This window comes from Micromonospora sp. NPDC007230 (assembly GCF_042869115.1).
Taxonomy (GTDB): Bacteria; Actinomycetota; Actinomycetes; order Mycobacteriales; family Micromonosporaceae; genus Micromonospora.
On sequence record NZ_JBIAFE010000034.1, the window covers coordinates 1 to 19,525 of the forward strand.

A 19,525-nucleotide genomic window follows, 5' to 3' on the forward strand; every position below is an offset into this window, starting at 1 on the left:
GGGGGGGGTGTGGGGGGGGTGGTGTTGGCGGGCCCGCGCCCCCCCCGGGGGGGGGGCCCCCCCCCCCCCCCGGGGGGCCCCCCCCCCCGGGGGGGGGGGGGGGCCCGGGTGGGGGGCCCCCGCCCCTCGCCGCACCTGGCTCAGCCCTGCCGAAGCTCACCCGCAGCTCCCTGTGCCTGCCCCTGTACCTGGTGGGCAGCCGACTTGGCCTGGCCCTGAACGGCGGACGCGCCGCGTACGGCGGTGGACCCGACCGACTGGGCCGCGTGCTTCGCGGGCTCGCGCAGATTCTCCCGCATCTGGTGGCCGACCTGGCTGGCCTGCTCGCGCAGTTCGCCGGAGTGCTGGCGGGCCATTCCCTTGGCCTGGCCGGCCCACTGCCGTTCGGAGCGGCTGGGTGGGATCAGCGCGGAGACCAGCAGGCCGGCGCCGAAGGCGACCAGGCCGGCCGCCAGTGGGTTGCCCTGAGCCTGCTGCCGGGACTGCTGCCCGAGTTCGCGGGCCTGGTTGCGCATCGACCCGGCGGCGGCCGACATCTGCTGGCCGGCGCCGTGCCCGTCCATCGGTGTACCCATCACCTTCTCCTTGACCCGGGTGAGCGCCCCGCGGGCCTGATCGACACGGTCACCGGCCATTCGTCGCGGGTTGACCTTGTCGCTCAGCGCGTCGACGTCACTGATCAGTTCGTTGCGGGTCTGCTCTATCTGCTGTCGGATCCGGTCCGGATCGGTCGACATGGTTGCTCCCTTCCGGCTCGTTCACCGGCCGCGCAGGGCGTCGGGCATCTGCCGTGCGGTTTGTTGCGTCCGGGGCAGCACCGCGCGCAGTTGTCGCAGCTTCGTCCGCCCGGTGGCGAGGAGGATGGCGGCGATGATCGCCCACACTCCCGCCACGATGAGTGCCGCCCAGCTCTGGTCCATCACGTTGGACAAACCCCACCAGGCTGCGTACGAGACGAACAGCACGGTCAGGAAACCGGCCAGCGCGGCACCACCGAACATGCCGCCGGCCTTGCCGGCCTGGCTCGCCTCCTCGCGCAGCTCCGCCTTGGCCAGCTCGATCTCCTGGCGGAACAGCGTCGACACGTCACGGGTCACGTCACCCAGCAGCTCACCGACCGACTGGGTGCGCTCCTTCTCCGGGGCGCTCACGGTGCCACCCCACCCGGAATATTCGTCTCCCGCTGGCCGGCCGGCGACGCGCTCTGCGCCCGTGCCGCCCCCGTGTAGGGGGCTTCGCCGGTGTGTGGAGCCTCGACCGCTTCCTCGGGCCCCTGTTGGCCGGTCGGTTGGCCCGGCTGCGGGGTCTGGCCGCCCATCTGTTCGCTCGGCCGCCTCCCGTTCCCGGAGGCCAGGTTTCGGGTGAGCCGGCCGACCAGCACTCCGGCCACCGCCGCGCCGGCGAGAAACATGCCCGGGTGCTGGCGGGCGTACCCGCGTACGTCGTCCATCACCTCGCCAGGTTCACGCTCGTCGAGCCATCCGGCGGTCCGATCCGCGACCGTCGCCGCGCGCCGGACGGCCTCACCGGCCATACCGGTATCTCCGCCGCGATCGGCCATAGAACCGAGTTCCCGGCCGATACCGCGCAACCCCTCCGCGGCCCGATGCTGCTGCGTCCGGGCCTGGTCATGCAGCTGCGAAGTGGCTTCCCCGGTAAGGTGCCGAGCCTCCTGCCGCGCCTGCGCGGCCACCTGCCGGCCCTGCTCGGCGGCAGCGTGACCGACCTGGCCACCCGCCTGCGCCGTCTGCTGGCCCACCTGGGATGCCGCCCGGCGGGCCTGCTCAGTGGTATCGCCCGGCGGTCTGCTCTGGTTGATCGCCGTCATCACATGCTCCTCTCCTCGGCTCCCGGCCGCGTGCGGCCCGGAACGCCACCCGCGTACCCGCACCGCCTCACCACATTCAAAGCTGGACCGGGAACAAGAGCCGCAAACTCCGCCCTTGCGGGCGACGTCCGATTGGTCGGACCAGGGCGGGGACTATCGCGCCCAGAACGACCGTGAATGCCGCGAAGCGTTCGATCAGCGCCATGCCGCCAAACGGGCGGCGATCCAGGCGCAACCCGGGACGGGCAAGTACTACAGCGTCGCCACCACCCAGTCGCCGTCGCCGGGATGACAAGCTTCGCCGGCCTCGACGCCTTCGCCGGTGACGCCTCCTGGGGCGGCTACGAGCTGGTCTCCGGCAGGTGCTTCACCCGCCTTGCGGCGGCGCATCTCCGACGGTTCGAACCACTGATCACGCCACCTCCGCCGGAGCGCGGTGGCCGTCCAGCTGCGCCGGCCGGCGTGCCCAGCGCCGCCGGACGGCCAGCCCACCGGCGAGCAGGGCCAGGCCGGCCAGCGCCAGGACGACCGGGCGGAGGGTGCGATCCCAGGGCCAGCCCCGGCCAGTGAGCGTGATGTCTCCGGCGGGATACTCCAGCAGTTTGGCCCGCCACGCCGCCGAGGCGACATCGACGTTGGCCGCGATGTCGCGCAGCGGCCCGTCGAAGGCGAACCCGGGCGCCGCGTGCAGATACGTCGGCCGGAGGTCGTGCGTCGTGGGCGCGTCATGCCGGGCGGCGGCCGCTGCGCCGGGGACCAGCAGCCGGTCCAGCTGCGCTGCGTCCGCAAGCGTCGCGCGGGGCACGAACGCCAGCCCGTGCCGGGAGCGGACGGTCGTGGCCCCTGACGACACGGCGAGCGTCCGGGCGGCGTAGACAGCCTCGGTGTAGGTGACGAACACCGACGCGAGCTCGAGCTCACCGACGCCCTCCGTCAGCAGGACTCCGGCCGTCGGCGCGTCCCAGCGGTACGACTGGTTCAGTGCGGCGATCGCGTCGCCGGGACCGAAGCGCTGCACGGGAATCGGCAGCGGAGCTCCGGGTGAGTAGTGGCGCCAGCCCACGGCCTCTGCTGCGGCGGCGGCCACGTTCGTGCCGGCCAGGCGCTCGATCACCCGTAGCGTGCCGTCGATGCCGGAGAGCACGCCGGCCGTGCTGATCACTTGACCGTCGTCGACGTAGCGGACGCCGCGCTGCCACCGCACCTCAGGGAAGTCCTTCTCCAGGCCGTCCAGGTAGTACCAGTGCGACGTCGCGGTGTGCCCGTCGAGCAACCCGGCTGCCGCGGCGACACCGCCGCCCCAGCACACGCTGAGTATCAACGCGCCGCCGCCGGCCTGCCGCCGGAGGAAGTCGAGCACCGCCGGCTCGTCGGTGCGCGGCATGGCGGGCACCACGACCACGTCCGCGGCACGGCCACCGAGCCGGGTCGCCAGGGACTCGAACGTGATATCGGGCACCAGGTCCAGACCGCCGGTCAGGGTGACCGGCGCCGCGGTCGGGGCGGCGGTGAGGACGTTGAAGCGCCCTGTGACGGCCAGCACCTCGAACGGTCCGAACACGTCCGCGACGTTCGCCCCCTCGGCGCCGAGCACCACGACCGCGGTCGGCAGCGCCGGGTCGAAGGGCCGTGATGCCGGCGCCGGGGCGCCCGGCGAAGGCGCCGGCGGCGCGTACACGCTTCGTGTGTTCACTGCGGCGACCGCCGCACCGACCGACACCGGCAGTACCGCCAGCGCCAGCACCACCGCGCCGATCCGTACCAAGACGCGCGGCAGCCGGTGCCCGCCGCGCGTGTACTCCGACCGCCGCCGCAGCATGACCGCGACCATCGCGATCACCATCAGCACGTGGCCTCCGGTCATGACGACACCGGCAGAGACGGCGCCGAACCAGTACGGCACGAGCAGCACGATGAACGGCGCGTACATCGCGGTGGTCATCTCGCCGATGCCGGCCCAACCGTGGCCACGTACGCGCATCCACACCGCCATGCCGATGGCCATGTCGGTCGCCATCGTCAGCGTGTGCACGTCCGTTTGCTCGATCGCGGCCGGCAGCACCGATGCCCACAGTGGTCCTAGCGCGAACATGCCGGCCAGCATGGCCACGACCATCTCGAGGAGATGGACGCAGAACCTGAAGAGGGGTTGCATGTGGTCTCCAAACCGATGATTGAGAGGCGGCGCCGTGGCTCGCCCACCGGCGAGCGCGCGGGCGGGCGCATTGTCCGGAGTTCCGTCCGGCAGCTGGCACCTTTGCCGATGCCGTCGACGACGGCTCGTCAGTGGTGGTGGCCGTGGCGGCCGAGGGTCTGCCCGGGGGTCGCGCCGGGGCGGGTCCACTACGGCACGGTGCGGCTGGTCGGGCCGCAGGTGGCGTTTCCGTCCGCGTCCGAGCGCCAGTACCGGCACCGGTTCCGTCCCTCGGGCCAGCCCTCGGGGTTGTCTTCCTACGCCTCGCCGCGGCGGTAGGGCGTCATGTCGAGCAGGGCGAGGGACCCGTTGATCAGTTCGTTGTCACGGCCCGTCGTTGAGTAGGTGAGAACACGCGGTCGCCGTCGCGCGGGAAGCAGGTGAGGTAACCCATGCTGGTGCCGACCTGCGCGTCCACGTCGCGCACCGAGTACCAGGGCTGGGTGTAGCCCATGAAGTCGCCGGGCAGCGTGGTGGTCGGGTCGTCCGGCGTGGTCGTCATGGTGCCTTCGTGGTGTCTGGCGGCAAGCGATAGTTCACGTGCGTGACCGAGCTGGCTGCCCGCGAATCCACCTGCTCGAGAGTCAGCGGCGGGACGCCATCGAAGAGCCGCGTGCCGCCGCCGAGCGTCAACGGCACAATGTGTAACCGCAGCTCGTCGATCAGGCCGGCGGTGAGGTACTGGTTTATCGTGGTCGCGCCGCCCAGGATGGACACGTCGCCGTCTCCAGCCGCCTCGCGCGCCTGCCGCAACGCAGATTCGAATCCGTCGGTGACGAAGTGGAACGCCGTACCGCCGTCCATCGGCTGCGGATCGCGGGGGTAGTGGGTGAGCACGAAGACCGGAGCGTGGAACGGCGGGTTGTCGCCCCACCAGCCCTTCCAGTCCCGATCCCACTCGCCACGCACGGGGCCGAACATGTTGCGCCCCATGACGAATGCGCTGGGCGCGGTCATCTGGTCGACCTCGGCCCGGTTCTCCTCGGCGGTTTCGAACATCCAGGCGTGCAGCCTGTTGCCCCAGCCGTCTCCGCCGTCGTCACCGAACGGGCGTTCCTCGGTTTGGTTGCGCCCGGCCGCGTAGCCGTCGGCCGAGATCGACAGGTCGCAGATCACTTTGCTCATTGCTTTCCCCTCTATGGGTGCGTTGCCTGTTTGGATCTCTGGCCTGACTCGTTGCCGAACGCGTGCACGCCAACGCTCGGGAACGAACAGGAAGCCGTCGGGTGCCGGTGGCCAGGCGGTGAGCCGTGCCGCTCAGTTCGCGATGTCGCGGTGGTACCTGAGCTCGGGGTAGGCCACGTCAACCTCCGTTGCCGTAGGGACGGGTGATGATCTCCAGGTTGTGGCCGTTCGGATCTTCCCAGTACACGCCCCGGCCGCCGTCGTTGGTGTTGATCTGGCCGGCATGCCGGTGGAAAGGATCAGCCCAGTACGGCAAGCGGCGCTCGAGGATCCGGCCGAAGATCGCGTCGAAGTCGGACTCGCCGACGAGGAACGCGTAGTGCTGCGGCCGCACGTCGGGGACGGCCAGAAAGTCCAGCGAGACGTCGTTGTCGAGTTGGACGACCATGAAGTGGCTGAACGGGGCCGGCTCTGGCCGGTCCAGGATGTCGGCCAGAAACCTCGCCGATGCGGCGGCGTCGTGCGCATGGACGATGGTGTGGTTGAGCTGCACGGCCATGGCGTCAGGTTCCTACCGGGGGTCGCAAGGCACCGATCGGGCTGAGCTGAATGCCGGCGAGCCGCCACCGATCGCCCGCGCGGACGGCGATGTGCGTCGCACGGAACTGCCCGTCCGACGGCTGCCCACGGTAGCTGGCCTGCTGAGTGTGACGTCCGATTGTGACCTCGGTAGTGATCGAATCGGTCACGACATTTCCTTCCGCTTGTCCGCGTGCACGTACTATCTGCCGGTACGCACGAAGTCGATCAGCCGGTTCCAGGCGATCCTCGGCTTGACCAGCGTCTGTTTGAGGTCCGTCCGCTCGTCGAGCAGCTGCTTGGCGCGCCTTTGGACCGGATCAGACGCCTTGCTCATGTGGCCGGCGTCGAACGGCGGCTGCGGGTCGTATTCGATGGTCAGTTGGATCGCCTCGGCCAGTTCCCGTCCGGCGATCTCGCTGACCAGCCAGAGTCCCAGGTCGATGCCGGCGGACACCCCCGCCGCCGTGACGATCTTGCCGGTTTGCACGATCCGTTCGTCCGGCCGGGGCATTGCGCCCATCATCCGCAACGGTCCCATGGCGACCCAGTGCGTGGTCGCAGGCTGACGCTTGAGGATTCCCGCGGCGGCCAGGATCACCGCGCCGCTGCACACGGAGGCTGTCCACGTCGTGCCTTCGTGCACCGACCGCAGCCAGGCGAGGATCTCCCTGTCCACCATCGTGGTTGGCGTCGTCGTACCGCCCGGCACCAGCACGAGATCCGGTGCGGGCGTCTCGGCGAGGGTGTGCGTCACGCCGAGCGGTAGGGCCTCCCCTTCGGCGAGCAGCGGGCCGGTTTCCTTGCCCACGAAGCGGACATCGGCGCCCGGCATGCGGCTGAGCACCTCGTACGGACCGACCGCGTCGAGGGCGGTGGTGCCGGGGTACAGCAGGATCGCGATCTGCATCTAGGCACGCTCCCTAGGGGTCGACCCTCAGCCGACGCGTTCGTAGACGAGAAGGTGAACGCCGTCGCCGAAGGTTCGTTCCGAGGCGAGCCGCAGGCGCTTCGTCTCGCTCGTACCGTCGAACAGACGCTTGCCCGCGCCGACGATGATCGGATACACGAGAAGGTGCAGGGCATCGACCAAGTCGTGCTCGATGAGCGCTTGAGCGAGCTGCGGGCTGCCGTGCACGAGGATGTCTCCGTCATACTGTGCCTTGAGCCAGGTGACCTCGTCGACCAGTTCGCCTTTGAGAACCGTCGTGTTCTTCCACTTCGGGTCATTCAGCGTGGAAGAGACGACGAACTTCGGCATCCCGTTGAATCTGTCGGCGAACTCGCCCTCGTATTGCGGCCAGGATGCCGCGAACAGCTCGTATGTGACGCGTCCGAGCAGCTGGGCGTCTGCGGCCATTGTCTCGTCCACCTTGAACTGTTCGCCCTCTTGGCCGCGGGAGAAGTGATCGGTCCAGCCCGTGCGTGCGAAATGCTCACTGCCGCTGGGTGCCTCCACGACGCCGTCGACCGAGATGTATTCGGTCACTACCAGCCTGCCCATTCGGTGTGGCCCCTTTCGATAGAACGCGTGGGTGTTGAAAAGACGCCACGCGAAGCCGGGCGATCCGTCAGCGAGAGCGTTGATGCGGTCGAGCGCATTGCCCGGCCAACTCTGGCAGGGTGCGAGTTCGATGTAGCTCTACGAGGTGGAACCGTATTCGCCGCGCGCCCTGCGGGGACAGGTGCGGCGGCCATCATGTCCGAGATTCTGGAAAACGTGTCCTGCCGGACCGCTTCGTGCGCTTCTACGATGGCAGCGTGCACGAGCGGCGTGTGGTCGTCGTCGGCTATGACGGCATCGAGCTGGTGGACGTTGCGAGCGTCACCAGCTGTCTCGCCATGGCCAACCGGCTCGGCGCGACGCCCGCGTACGCCGTGCGGTTTGCCACGCTGTCCGGCGGCGCGGTCCGCTGTGACTCGGGGCTGGAGCTGTCCAGCCAGGTGGCGCTGCAGGACGTGAGCCGCACGCACACCCTCGTCGTCTCCGGCGGTCTGGGACACGCCGCGGCCGCCGCGGACCGCGGCCTGCTTGCTCAGGTCCAGAGGCTGGCCCGCAGCTCGAGCCGCGTGGCGTCGGTGTGCACTGGTGCGAGCGTGCTTGCCGCGGCCGGGCTGCTGGACGGCCGGCGGGCAACCACCCACTGGCACCATACGGCCGAGTTGGCCGCCGCGTATCCGGCGGTGCGATTCGACCCTGCGCCGATCTTCGTGCGGGACGATCACGTGTGGACGTCCGGCGGCGTCACCGCGGCACTCGACCTCACCCTGGCGTTCGTGGAGGCCGACCACGGCGCCGAGTTGGCCCGATGGGTGGCCATGGGCATGGTCACCTACCTGCAGCGACCAGGCAACCAGGCGCAGATGAGCATGTTCGTGCGTGCCCGGCGCCCCGAGCACGCCGTGGTGCGGCGCGTCCTCGACCACGTCACGGCCAATCCCGATACGGAGCTCTCCACCGCCCGGCTCGCCGCAGTGGCCGGTGTGAGCGAACGGCACCTCACCCGGCTGCTGGTCACCCACGCTGGGCAGACCCCGGCCCGGCTCGTCCGTCAAGTGAGGCTGGAAGCAGCGGCCACCGCCCTGGTCACCACCGACCAGGCCGTCTCGTCGATCGCCAAGGCGACCGGGTTCCGCTCCGGCGAAACCCTGCGCCAGGCGTTCAGCGCATGGTTCGGCATCTCGCCGACGCAGTACCGCACGGTCCACCGTCGGCGCGCATAGCATCGCGGAACTGCCCCCGAGCGGCGTTGTGGTGGGGCGCCGGCTCGCAGCGATGTGGTTTGGGCCGACGGGCTTCGCGAGCGCGAGGGCCCACCAAGGACCTCGGAGGCGTGGACCATGTCGGCGACGACGGGGCTCATGGTGGCGACGTACGGGATGTTGCCGGGCCCAGCGTGCCGTTGGCGGTTACCCCGCCTAGGACGAGGCCCTCGCACGGCAGCAGCGTCCGGTAGGCGTCCTCGGCGACCGCACGGTCGCCGACGCGGTGACACTAATCCGGCACACCCGGTGTCTTGACCGGGATGTGCGCGGGCGTTGTGGTGTTGGTGTGCAGTTTCATGTCCTGGGACAGCTCGAGGTAGTCCGGAACGGACAACGGGTGCCGGTCGGCGGACCCAAGCAGCAAGCGTTGCTGGTCCTGCTGCTGTTACGGCTGAACCGGTTCGTCGCCGCCGACTGGCTGGTCGACGCGTTGTGGGACGGCCGGCCGCCGGTCAGCGGGCAGATGACGCTGCGCACGTACGTCGCCGGGTTGCGCCGGGCCCTGGAGCCGGAGCGCGCCCCTCGCGGGCAGGGGGTGGTCGTCGTCGGCCACACCAGGGGGTACGAGCTGCGAGTCGCGCCCGACGCCGTCGACGCGGTCCGGTTCGAGCGCCTGGTGGATCGTGCGGCGGCCCTGCTCGCGGCGGGTGACGCCGCAGCGTCCGAGCAGTGCTACCGCGCCGGGTTGGCGCTGTGGCGAGGCGAGCCGTTGGCCGCCGCGGCAGATCTGGACGCGGTACGCCCGGAGGCGGCGCGGCTGGCCGAGCTGCGTCTCGACGCCGAGGAGGGATGCCTCGCGGCCGGCCTTGCCGGCAACCGGCACGAGGCGGTCCTGCCGGCGCTGCGCAGATTTGTGGGCGCCCATCCGCTGCGGGAGGCCGCCCGGGCCCGGCTCATGCTGGCCCTCTACCGATCCGGGCGGCAGACCGACGCACTCGCCGTCTACGAGGAGGGCCGGCGGCTGCTGGCCCACGAGTACGGGCTCGACCCGGGCGAGCAGCTACGCGAGGCGCACCGGCTCGTCCTGGGACATGCCGTGCCCGTACCGGCGGCGGTTGTGCCCGACCCGCCAACGGTCGTCCCCGCTGTTGCGACCGGGCCGGCACTCGCCGGTGGCGGGGCGGCACCGGTCGAGGCGCCGCAGGCTCTCGCGGGGCGTGACCCGGAGCTGGCGCGGCTCGGCGAGGCGCTGGCTGCGGCGACCGGCGGGGACGGTCGATTGGTGGCCGTCGTGGGCGAGGCGGGGATCGGCAAGACCAGCCTCGCTGCCGCGCTCAGCGCTCAGGCCGCGACGTCCGGAACTCCGGTGGTGTGGGGGCGGTGTCCGGATCTGGGGCAGACGCCTCCGTTCTGGCTGTGGACCCAGGTGATCCGGAGCCTACGGGCGATGCCGCAGGCGGGTGATGCCGCGTCGGCGCTGCCGCTGGACGGTTTCGCCGCCGGGCCGCTGGCCGCGCCGGGCGACGCCGACGTCGACCCGATGGCGCGGTTCCGGGTGTATGAGGCGGTGGCCGACCTGATCCGCGCCGTGGCCGGGCAGCGGGGGCTGCTCGTGGTGCTGGACGACCTGCACGCCGCGGACCCGGATTCGTTGCTGCTGCTGCGGTTTCTCTCCCCGCTTCTGGCGGGCACCCGCGCCCTCGTCGTGGTCACGATGCGGCCGTACGACCGGAGTGCTGAGCTCCTGTCGACCGTTGCCGAACTGGCCCGTGGGCGGAAGTTCATGCGGCTTCAGCTCACCGGCCTGGACGCGTCGTCGGTGGCGAGCCTGGTGGCGTCCGGGACCGGGGTGCGTCCACGGAACGAAGCGGTGGCGAGCCTGGTGACCCGGACTGGCGGGAACCCGTTCTTCATCACCGAGCTGCTCCGGTCGGGAGCCGATCCGGTGACCGGAGAGCTGCCGCCAACCGTTCGGGACGCCGTCCGGCTGCGGCTCGTCGAGCTGCCGCATCCGGCGCGGGAGTGCCTGGACCTGCTCAGCGTCGCCGGGCACGATCTCGAGCTGCTCGTGATGGCGGCGGTTCTCGGCGCGCCGGCGGGGGAGGTGGGCGAGCGCCTCGTGCCCGCGTACGCGGCTTCGCTCGTCGCCGAGGCGGGGCCGGGCCAGACGCGGTTCCGGCATCCGCTCTTCGCCGAGGTCGCCTACGCCGAGCTGCCCCCTCCCCGCCGGGCCGCGCTGCACGCCCGGCTCGCCGCCGCCGGCGAGCGGACCGGCGGCCTCACTCCCGCCGAGCTGGCCTACCACTACGGCCAGGCGACCGGACTCGGTCACCGCGAAAACCATCTGCGCTGGTCGCTGGTCGCCGCCGACGACGCGACGCGGCGCGTGGCGTACGAGAACGCCCTCGGGCACCTCGGCCGCGTCGCGCGGCGCCTCGCCCTGAACTCGGCGATCTCGCCGGACGCGGCGCGTACCGAGCTGGCGGTCCAGCTGCACCGGGCGTCCCTGCTCCAGATGACAGTGGGAGTCGGCAGCGACGCGGTCGACGAGGTCTGTTCCCGGGCGAGGCAATTGCTGGGGATGGTCGGACCGGAGGTGGACCTGCGGCCGGCGCTGTGGGCGCTGGGCGAGCTTGCCGCCAACCGCGCCGACTTCGCGGTCTGCGGTGACCTCGCCCGGCGGCTCGTCACCGCCGAGGACGACGGCACCGGCCTGATCAGTGCGGCGGGCGAGTATCTGTTGGGCGTGGTCGGCTACTTCACCGGGCACCTGCTGGACGCGGAGCGGCATCTCACCGCCGCAGTCGACCGGCTACGCGAGGTCGACCTGCGGCTGCTCGGCCGGCAGGTCGGCCGTCGGCCGGTCCTGGCCGTCCACAACTTTCGGGCGCTGGTCCGCTCGCTGCGCGGCGTGGGCGCACCGGCTCGGGAGGACATCCTCGCCGCCGAGGTTCTCGCCGACCAGATCGACGATCCGTACGGCCGCGCCAACGCCGCACTCTTCGACGGCTGGCGGGCGCTGCAGGAACGCGACGTCATCGCGGTACGACTCGCGGCGCAGCGGTGCCGGGAACTCGGCGCGGCGAACGGGCTGCCGCACGTGGTGACGACGGGCGAATTCCTCGCGCAGTGGGCCGCCGCCTACGGCGGAGATCGGGGCCGGCTGGCGGCGGCGCGGGCCGCCGGCGAGGCGATCTACCATCCCGGGCTGCGCTCCACCCGCACCATCACGCTCTGCGCGGTCGCCGACGCGTATCTGGTGGCGGGAGAGCGAGCCACCGCCGCGGAGCTGGCCGAGCAGGCGTTGTCCGTGGCGGAGCAGCTGGGAGAGCGGGTCTGCGAGGCCGATCTGCGCCGGATCCGCGGCGTCGCCCGGCACGACGCCGGGGAGTTGCGTGCCGGGGCCCGGCTCGCCGTCGAGCAGGACGCGCGGCTGCTGCTGACCCGCTTTCCGGACGACATGCTGCGGGCACACTCGCGCTGACCTGCACCTGACGGGGACGGACCACGCGGGTCGGTAGACCCGCGTGCCGACCTCCACATGGCCTCCACACGACCTCCACACGACCTCCGCACCCGCCTGGTGTCGTCTACGGGCAGGAGCGACGACGGCCGTCGCGGAGCTCTTCCGGAAGGACCACCCCATGCCCCCGACTGATGCGGTCCACACCGTCGGCGTTGCGGTGATCGGCTGCGGACCCGTCGGTGCGCTGACCGCCAACCTGCTCGGCATCCACGGGGTCCGCACCCTGGTCGTCGAGCGGAGCCGGCTGCCGCACGGCCAACCGCGCGCGTTCTCGTGCGACGACGAGGCATTGCGCATCTACCAGCAGGCCGGCCTCCTCGAGCAGGTGGGCCGCGACATGTACCCGGTACCGGACGCCGAGTATGTCAACCGCAAGGGAAAGACCTTCGCGAGCATCGCGCTGTCGGAGGTGGACTTCGGCCTCGGCCACCCGCCGTTGAGCTTCTTCGATCAGCCGTCGCTGGAACGGACGCTGCGCGCCGGCCTGGACCGCTTCGACCACGTCGACCTCCGCCTCGGCACCGAGCTGGTGGCGTTGCGGCAGGACCCCGAGGACGTGACGCTGACCCTGCGGGACGTGGCCACCCGCCACACCTGGACAGTGCGAGCCCGCTACGTGCTCGGCTGCGACGGCGCCCGCAGCATTACCCGGGCCGCCGCCGGCATCGCCCTGACGGGATCCAGCTACGCCGAGCCCTGGCTCGCCATCTCGGGGCAAGTGGCACCCGGCGGAATCCGCGTCGAGCGGACGACCTTCGTCTGTGACTGGTGGCGCCCAGCCTTCGTGTCACCGGGGGCGAAGGGAAGCTATCGCATGGAGTTCATGCTGCGCCCCGGTGAGACCGCCGACGAAGTACGCCAGCCGCAGAACGTGGACGCACTGGTGGAGCCGTACGTCGACCCGGCGCGTTTCACCACGACCCGCGCGGTGGTCTATACCTTCCACCACCTCGTCGCTCGGCGGTGGCGCGCCGGCCGGGTCTTCCTGCTCGGCGACGCCGCCCATCAGATGCCTCCGTTCATGGGGCAAGGACTCTGTAGCGGACTGCGAGACGCGGCAAACCTTGCCTGGAAGCTCGCCCTGGTCCTCGCCGGTGACGCCGACCCAACGCTGCTGGAGACATACGAGGTCGAGCGGCGCCCACACGCCGAGGCGATGGCGCGGACGAGCGTACGCCTGGGGCGGGTCTTCCTGGCGCGGAGCCGGTCGGCGGCGTGGTTGCGCGACAAGTCCCTGCAGGCTGTCCAGACCGTCCCCCGGGTACGCAGGTTCGTCCGACACTTCGAGTTCAAGCCGGTGCCGGCTCACCCAAGTGGGCTGATGGCGGGCGGCCGACGTACCGGCGGCGTGGGGACGATGTTTCCTCAGCCGCGGATTGCCACCGGGGCCTCACCCACGCCGCACCTCCTTGACGATGCGCTCGGCGCCGGGTTCGCCGTGCTCGGACTCGCGAACGGTGCGGTTTTCAGGCCAGGGGAGTGGCGGGGGTTGCCGGTGCGTTTCGTCGTCGTACATCCCGCAGCCACCGCGCCGGAAGATCTGCCACCAGTCCGGCAGTACGGCCGGGCATCGCAAGTGGATCTCATCGATGTAGACGGAATCATCAGCGCCTGGCTGCGCCGGCATCGCGCTGGGGCGGTCGTGCTGCGGCCGGACCGGTTCGTCTTCGCAGTCGCATCGGCCAATCAGACCGGGCGCGTAGCCCGCATGCTGGCGTCGGCCCTCGGCGCGCCACAGCCCATCAGCGGGGCGGCCGCCCTCAACGTGGCCTAGCGAGGGATCCCGGTCCCTTCCGGGCCGAGGCATCAGACGAGAAGCGAATGTTGACGTGCGTCCGCCGGCACACGGAGGGTGAGGAGCTACGCCGTGGCGCGTACCGCGGCTCCGGGTCTGCTGCGTTCGCCGACGTAGGCCAGGTGCCGCCGTGGCGGGGATGAGGCATCCGCGGATGGCTCGTAGCGTCGAGGCCATGAGATCAGCAGTTCGTATCGGCGCCACGCTAGCCGCGGTGGTCACCGCATTCACGGCCCAGACCGGCGCGGCCAGCGCCGAACCGTCGTCGGATCAGGCTGTCGTCGTCACCGACTCCGGCGCCCTGCGGGGTACGGTCGCCACCGACCACCGGACGTTCTCCGGCATTCCCTACGCGGCACCTCCGGTCGGTGACCGGCGCTGGCGCGCCCCGTTGCCGCCACACCCGTGGCAGGCGATGCGTGACGCGACCCGGCCTGCTAGTCCGTGTCTACAGATGGGCGGGCCGGCCGGATCTACCGTGGTCGGCAGCGAGGACTGCCTGTACCTGAACATCACCACGCCGGCCGGTAGGAACGCCCGGCACCTACCCGTCATGGTGTGGCTACCCGGCGGGGGCTTCGTGTCCGGGTCCGGCAGCGACTACGACCCGACCCGACTCGCGGTGTCCGGGGGCGTGGTGGTGGTGACCGTCAACTATCGCCTCGGCGCGCTCGGCTTCCTCGACCACCCGGCGCTCGCCTCGACCGAACCGGCCGTCGGCAACTTCGGCATCGCCGACCAGCAGGCAGCACTGCGCTGGGTGGGACGCAACATCGCCCGGTTCGGCGGCGACGCTCACAACATCACCCTCGCCGGCCAGTCGGCCGGCGCGTACAGCACCTGCACACAGCTGGCCTCACCGCCGGCAGCCGGCCTGTTCCAGAAGGCGATCGTGCAGAGCGGCCCGTGCGGCAATTCGATGGTGACCCGGCCGGTGGCCCAGACCCGAGGTACCCAGATGGCCCGCGACCTCGGGTGTTCAGCGGCGAACGACGTACCGGCCTGCCTGCGCGGCGTTGCGGCCAGCCGGCTGGTCGGTATCGGCGGCGACCGGGTCTTCACCGCCACCGCCCGCATCGCCGATCTGCCCTGGCTGCCCGTGGCCGGCACCCCCATGCTGCCCTACCAGCCGCTGGAGGCGATGCGACGAGGCCTGGCCGCCCGCGTACCACTGATTCAGGGCAGCACGCGGGACGAGATGCGCCCCTTCGTCGGGGTCAACTACGACTTCCAAGGCCGCCCGCTGACAGCCGACCAGTACCCGGGCGTCCTCGCCCAGGTGTTCGGTGCCGACGCAGCCGCAGTGCTGGCCCGGTACCCGGCCAGCGCCTACCCCAGCCCCGGCGTCGCGCTTGCCACCGTGCTCACCGACTGGGGACACAAGTTCGGCGGTTGTACGGTGCTATCCGCCGACCAGGCGGCGTCGAGGTGGGCCCCGGTCTACGCCTACGAGTTCGCCGAGGACCCGGGCCAGATTGTTGGCGGCTTCGCGATGGGTGTCGGCCACGGGGCCGAACTGCCGTACCTGTTCGACGGGGCGTACAACGATCCTGGCGGCTCCCCAGTCCTCAACCAACAGCAACAGCGGCTGTCCCGCGAGATGATCACGTACTGGTCCAACTTCGCCGCCACCGGTAACCCCAACAGAAGAGGGCTACCCCACTGGTCCGCATACCGGGGCGACGGGCGCCTACTGTCGCTGGTCGCCGGCACAGCTGGCATCACCTCGACGGACTTCAGCCGGGCCCACCGATGCGGGTACTGGAACGCGATTCACTGAATGTCGCGCCGCGAACCCCTTTCCACAGGTAAAGGTCCCGAAGCAAGCAGATCTCTGGGGAGGGAAGAGGCATCGGGCGGGCGGCCGCCATGGCCGCCCGCCCGATGGTGCCGGTCAGCAGCCGGGTAGGCGGAAGCTGGCGATGCGGGTCTGCCAGCCGTTGCCGTTGGGTGCCTGGGCGGCCCCGGCCTGGGTGTAGTACTCGTTCACGTACCAGAAGGTGCAGTCGTCGACCGGGTCGACGTTCATCGAGCTGTAGTCGCCCCAGCGTGAGTTGAGGCTGGTCTGCGCGGCCGTGCCGTTGACGATGGTGGCCTCGCCCAGGGTGAGCTCGCCACGCCGGTCACCTGCGAGGCGGCCGGTGTAGCGGATGCCGGGGTAGACGTCGGTGCCGTTGACCACGCTGTAGCCGAGGCCGATGTTGCCCTTGCGGTCCTGCGCGATGCTGCCCATCCAGCGGTTGACGGTGTCGTTGGGGGCGAAGGTGCCTTCCTGGTGGATGGTGTAGTTGCCGCGCTTGTCGCGGCGCAGTTCCCACCAGCGGACGCCGGCCTGCCCGGGCAGCGCCTCGACCGACTGGTTGGTGACCATGGACTCGTACGAGCCGAACGTCCGGTAGGCCAGCCGCCAGGTGGGCCGTTGCCGGTACGAGAGCACGTCGAGGTACTGATCGCGGTTGGTGATGCCGGGTTGGGGCAGGCAGTCGCGGGCGGTCGGCTGGCAGGGGAAGACCGAGTCGAACCCGGCGGTCGGCAGCTGGGTCTTGAGCCCGATCGAGGCGGCGGGGGCCGCGTTCCAGGTGACGCTGAACTCCCAGACGTTGACGGCGTCGAAGGCGGCGCCGTATCCGGCGCCGTCGTCCTGGGTGCCGACGATCGGTGCGGGCGAGCCGGCCGGGGGTGGCTTGGGCCCGTCCGCGTCGGCGGGGAGCAGGCCGTCGCCGATGAGGTTCAACGGCACCCGGCCCTCCTGGAGCAGGTAGCTCACCGCCCGGGCGTCCGGGTCACCGGCGATCATCCGGTTTCGTTCGAGGCCGTAGACGCCGATGCCGTAGACGGACGGGTCGACGGTGCCGAATTCGCGGGTGGTGATCAGGTAGGAGTCACCCCAGATCCCGTACTTCGGGTAATCCGGGAAGTTGTAGCCGGTGTTGAAGGCGTACCGGTAGTAGGAGCCGGTCGGGTCGCCGGTGGTGGAGATGGCGACGCAGTTGTAGAAGAGGTTGGCCGGCTCGTTCGGGTAGTCCGAGCCGCGGGTGGTGAACTGGGTGAGGATCCAGCGGTCGGCCCGCTGGTCGTAGAGCACGACCGGGTCGCCGGAGTGCTCGGTGCACTCGTCGACCGCGAAGCCGGCCCACAGGTCCCCGAGCGCGAGGGGACCGAGCAGCAGCCGGCCCGTCTTGGAGTAGACCCCGAAGACCAGGTTGACCATCTCCACGTAGTGGTTCGGGCCGACGTCGCCGATCGGGTCGGGCGGGTTGACCCGGCCGCCCAGCACGTTGAAGTTGTCCTGGTTGCTTAGCCCCTCGAAGTTCGCGGTGGTGCCGCCGATCGTGCGGGGCGGCTTCTTGGCCTGGACCGCCTGGTCGGGGGTGTGGCCGCGGTCGCTCAGTCGCGGGCCGCGTTCCTCGGGCAACTGGGGCGGCGTGGGCGCCACCGAGCGCCGGGCGGTGCGGGCGACGTCGCGCAGCGGCGCAGTGACGTCGAAGGCGGCGGGCTTGCTGAAGGACGCCTTGCCGACCGCGGGCGCCGGGTCCGGTTGCGCCTGGGCGGTGTGGGTGGGCGTGAGCAGGCTGGCCAGGAGTACGCCGACTCCCAGGGCCGCGAGGCGCCGGATTCGTCGTCGTTGACTTCCGTCGATCACGTGGTCCTCCCATTGATCCACTCTGGTAGATCTTTTGGGAAACCCTATGGGGTGATCGTCGCCAGTCTGTAGCGTGAACCGCGTCTGGAGCTTGGTGCGGGAAATGACATTCCGTCGACGACCGGGTCAGGCCTCCCATCAGGCCTATTCCGGGTGGTTGGCGGTGCCGCGCCCGGTCTGGAAGGGCGTGGTGATGCCCGAGTAGCCGAGGTGCAGGATCATGCCGTTGGCAGCGTGTTCGAGGTTGTGGCAGTGGTCCATCCAGATCCCGGGGTTGTCCGCCCGGAACGCCACCCGATAGGTCTCGCCTGGCCCGACGTCGAGGGTGTCGACCCACCACGGGCTCCCGCTCGTGGGCCTGCCGTCCCGGCTCAGCACCAGCATGTGGTGACCGTGCAGGTGCATCGGATGGTGCTGGCCGCTGCGGTTTTCGTAGGTGACTTCGACCAGGTCACCGGGGGAGACCATGAGCATCGGCACGTCCGGGAACGACCGGTTGTTGAACGTGTACCGCACCGCCGGGCGGCCGTCGTAGAAGCCGAGCCGCTCGTCGACGCGTAGCGTGAAACGCCGGTCGACGTGGCTGGCCGCTCCGAACGGGGTGACGGCGGGCGTGCCGTAGCGGGCGGGGTCCAGCAGCGCCGGCGCCGGACCCGGATGGCCGGGGCCTGCGTTCCCGTCGGGGCTGTAGACGATCGCCGGGCCGTCTGCACGGAGGACCACCGGCTGGTCGGGCATCGTGAACGTCAGGTCGTAGCGGGCCCCACCGCCGACCAGGATCCGCACGCCCTTGAACAGATCCGGTTCGTGCACGTCGGTGCCGTCGATCGCCACGACCCGTACCGGGGCGCCGGTCAGGGTGAAGGTGGCGGGGTTGCCATCGGTGTTGACCAGCCGAAGCCGCACCTGCTGGCCGGCGGGGGTCTGTCGCCGCTGCACGCCGGTGGTCACGCCGAGGGTCGCGACGCCGTCCTCGTCGACCCAGGTGTGCCGCAGCACCGTCTCATCGACGTCACCGCTCTGCTCGGGCGCGTTCGCGGGCAGGACCACGAGCGCCCCGAACAGGCCCCGACGGACCTGGACGGAGGACATCTCGTGGGAGTGGTACCAGTAGGTGCCGACCTGCGTGGCCCGGAACCGGTACACGAACCGGCCGCCTGGCGGGACCGCGTCCTGGGTCACCCCCGCCACGCCGTCCATCGCGTTGGGCACGTCCACGCCGTGCCAGTGCAGGGTCACTCCCACGCCGGGCAGCCGGTTGACCAGCGTCACCTCCACCAGGTCCCCCTGCCGGACCCGCAGCTGCGGGCCCGGCGTGACGCCGTTGAACGTCCATGCCTCCACCTGCTGCCCCGAATCCAGTCGGATCCTGGCGGGCTGCGCGGTCAAGGTGAACCGGTGTGCCGGCACGCCGTCGGTGTCGATGCCGGTCAACGTGGTCACACTGACACCACCGTGGTGGCCATGACCGACCATGCTGCCGCCGCCGATGTCCGTGGGGCCGCCGGTCATGCTGCTGCTCGCCGGCAGCCGGCTGGCCGTGGACATCGCCGCGAGCACCGCGGCGGCGACCGCGGCGCCGAGAGCGCCCTTCGCCGCCGTACGCCACCACCGGCCGGGCGACCGCCGACTCCATCGGGTCCGCCGCCACGCGGATCCCACCGCGGCAGCGCCGAGGACACCGACACCGGTCACCGCAGCGGCGCCCGTGCCGGCCAACTGCGCCGCGCTGGCCACCAGCACCGCACCTACCGCGACCGCCGCCGCCCAGTAGTCGCCGGGCCACCTGGCTGCCCGCCGCTCGCCACCGGGCGACCTCGGCATCGGGCGTACCCACACCACGTGAACCGCCGCGATCACCGCCAGCGTCGGGGCGACGAAGACCAACCTCGGCCCCGCGAAGTCCCACCCGTTCGGCAGCAGGAGCAGAGCCGCAACCACCCGCAGCGCAGCCCCGCCGAGCAGTAGCCCAGACAGCAGCCGCCACATCCGCGAGCCCTTGGTGCCTGCCGAGGCCGGGGAACGCATCACGACCCAGCCCGCGGCCAGGGCGATGGGCAGCGCCAGCAGCGCGATCACCATGTCGGTGTAATGCACCCAGAGGAACACCGGTCACCCCTGCTCAACGT

General features: G+C 71.0%; 17 protein-coding genes. 5 read left to right on the forward strand and 12 right to left on the reverse strand.

Annotated features, from left to right (window positions below):
- Positions 1–140 precede the first annotated feature (140 nt).
- The 3 genes from ACFYML_RS32495 to ACFYML_RS32505 are packed head-to-tail and all read right to left on the reverse strand — an operon-like array spanning position 141 to position 1,828.
- Positions 141–737, reverse strand: a complete 597-nt coding sequence (locus ACFYML_RS32495; RefSeq protein WP_387424268.1) for a DUF3618 domain-containing protein — start codon at positions 735–737, stop codon at positions 141–143.
- Positions 738–758: 21 nt separating this feature from the next.
- Positions 759–1,151, reverse strand: coding sequence for a phage holin family protein (locus ACFYML_RS32500; RefSeq protein ID WP_387424269.1), 393 nt, complete (start codon positions 1,149–1,151; stop codon positions 759–761).
- Positions 1,148–1,828 carry a hypothetical protein gene (locus ACFYML_RS32505; protein WP_387424270.1) on the reverse strand — a complete coding sequence of 227 codons (681 nt, stop codon included), beginning with the start codon at positions 1,826–1,828 and terminating at the stop codon, positions 1,148–1,150. Before ACFYML_RS32505 ends, ACFYML_RS32500 begins: the two co-directional genes overlap by 4 nt.
- Before the next feature lie 115 nt (positions 1,829–1,943).
- On the opposite strand from ACFYML_RS32505, the gene ACFYML_RS32510 reads away from it, so the two are divergent.
- Positions 1,944–2,120 carry a hypothetical protein gene (locus ACFYML_RS32510; RefSeq protein WP_387424271.1) on the forward strand — a complete coding sequence of 59 codons (177 nt, stop codon included), beginning with the start codon at positions 1,944–1,946 and terminating at the stop codon, positions 2,118–2,120.
- A gap of 120 nt (positions 2,121–2,240) precedes the next feature.
- Here the strand turns inward: ACFYML_RS32510 and ACFYML_RS32515 are convergent, their stop codons facing one another.
- The 7 genes from ACFYML_RS32515 to ACFYML_RS32545 all read right to left on the reverse strand — a co-directional run bounded on the left by ACFYML_RS32515 (position 2,241) and on the right by ACFYML_RS32545 (position 7,215).
- Positions 2,241–3,983 (reverse strand): DJ-1/PfpI family protein, encoded by a 1,743-nt coding sequence (locus ACFYML_RS32515; protein ID WP_387424272.1) that lies wholly within the window; start codon positions 3,981–3,983, stop codon positions 2,241–2,243.
- Between the two features lie 352 nt (positions 3,984–4,335).
- The gene (locus ACFYML_RS32520) at positions 4,336–4,524 is read right to left on the reverse strand and encodes a hypothetical protein (RefSeq protein ID WP_387424273.1); all 189 of its coding nucleotides are present in this window, start codon (positions 4,522–4,524) and stop codon (positions 4,336–4,338) included.
- Positions 4,521–5,147, reverse strand: coding sequence for a dihydrofolate reductase family protein (locus ACFYML_RS32525; protein ID WP_387424274.1), 627 nt, complete (start codon positions 5,145–5,147; stop codon positions 4,521–4,523). The genes ACFYML_RS32520 and ACFYML_RS32525 overlap by 4 nt, the downstream gene beginning before the upstream one ends.
- Before the next feature lie 178 nt (positions 5,148–5,325).
- The gene (locus ACFYML_RS32530; protein ID WP_387424275.1) at positions 5,326–5,706 is read right to left on the reverse strand and encodes a VOC family protein; all 381 of its coding nucleotides are present in this window, start codon (positions 5,704–5,706) and stop codon (positions 5,326–5,328) included.
- A gap of 4 nt (positions 5,707–5,710) precedes the next feature.
- A complete protein-coding gene (locus ACFYML_RS32535) occupies positions 5,711–5,896 on the reverse strand; it encodes a hypothetical protein (RefSeq protein WP_387424276.1) in 186 nt (61 codons plus the stop codon).
- 32 nt (positions 5,897–5,928) lie between these two features.
- Entirely contained in the window at positions 5,929–6,636 is a 708-nt protein-coding gene (locus ACFYML_RS32540; protein WP_387424277.1) for a DJ-1/PfpI family protein, read from the reverse strand.
- 27 nt (positions 6,637–6,663) lie between these two features.
- Complete coding sequence (locus tag ACFYML_RS32545) at positions 6,664–7,215, reverse strand: dihydrofolate reductase family protein (protein WP_387424278.1); 552 nt, start codon at positions 7,213–7,215, stop codon at positions 6,664–6,666.
- A gap of 272 nt (positions 7,216–7,487) precedes the next feature.
- Here ACFYML_RS32545 and ACFYML_RS32550 point away from each other — a divergent pair, with 272 nt between their 5' ends.
- The 4 genes from ACFYML_RS32550 to ACFYML_RS32565 all read left to right on the forward strand — a co-directional run bounded on the left by ACFYML_RS32550 (position 7,488) and on the right by ACFYML_RS32565 (position 15,533).
- Complete coding sequence (locus ACFYML_RS32550) at positions 7,488–8,450, forward strand: GlxA family transcriptional regulator (protein WP_387424280.1); 963 nt, start codon at positions 7,488–7,490, stop codon at positions 8,448–8,450.
- A 409-nt stretch (positions 8,451–8,859) separates the two neighbouring features.
- Positions 8,860–11,916, forward strand: a complete 3,057-nt coding sequence (locus ACFYML_RS32555) for a BTAD domain-containing putative transcriptional regulator (protein ID WP_387424282.1) — start codon at positions 8,860–8,862, stop codon at positions 11,914–11,916.
- Between the two features lie 160 nt (positions 11,917–12,076).
- A complete protein-coding gene (locus ACFYML_RS32560; RefSeq protein ID WP_387424283.1) occupies positions 12,077–13,732 on the forward strand; it encodes a bifunctional 3-(3-hydroxy-phenyl)propionate/3-hydroxycinnamic acid hydroxylase in 1,656 nt (551 codons plus the stop codon).
- 196 nt (positions 13,733–13,928) lie between these two features.
- On the forward strand, positions 13,929–15,533 hold the full coding sequence (locus ACFYML_RS32565; protein ID WP_387424284.1) for a carboxylesterase/lipase family protein: 1,605 nt from the start codon (positions 13,929–13,931) through the stop codon (positions 15,531–15,533).
- 114 nt (positions 15,534–15,647) lie between these two features.
- Here the strand turns inward: ACFYML_RS32565 and ACFYML_RS32570 are convergent, their stop codons facing one another.
- The gene (locus ACFYML_RS32570; protein WP_387424285.1) at positions 15,648–17,396 is read right to left on the reverse strand and encodes a hypothetical protein; all 1,749 of its coding nucleotides are present in this window, start codon (positions 17,394–17,396) and stop codon (positions 15,648–15,650) included.
- A gap of 144 nt (positions 17,397–17,540) precedes the next feature.
- Complete coding sequence (locus ACFYML_RS32575) at positions 17,541–19,505, reverse strand: multicopper oxidase family protein (RefSeq protein ID WP_387424286.1); 1,965 nt, start codon at positions 19,503–19,505, stop codon at positions 17,541–17,543.
- Positions 19,506–19,525: the final 20 nt, after the last annotated feature.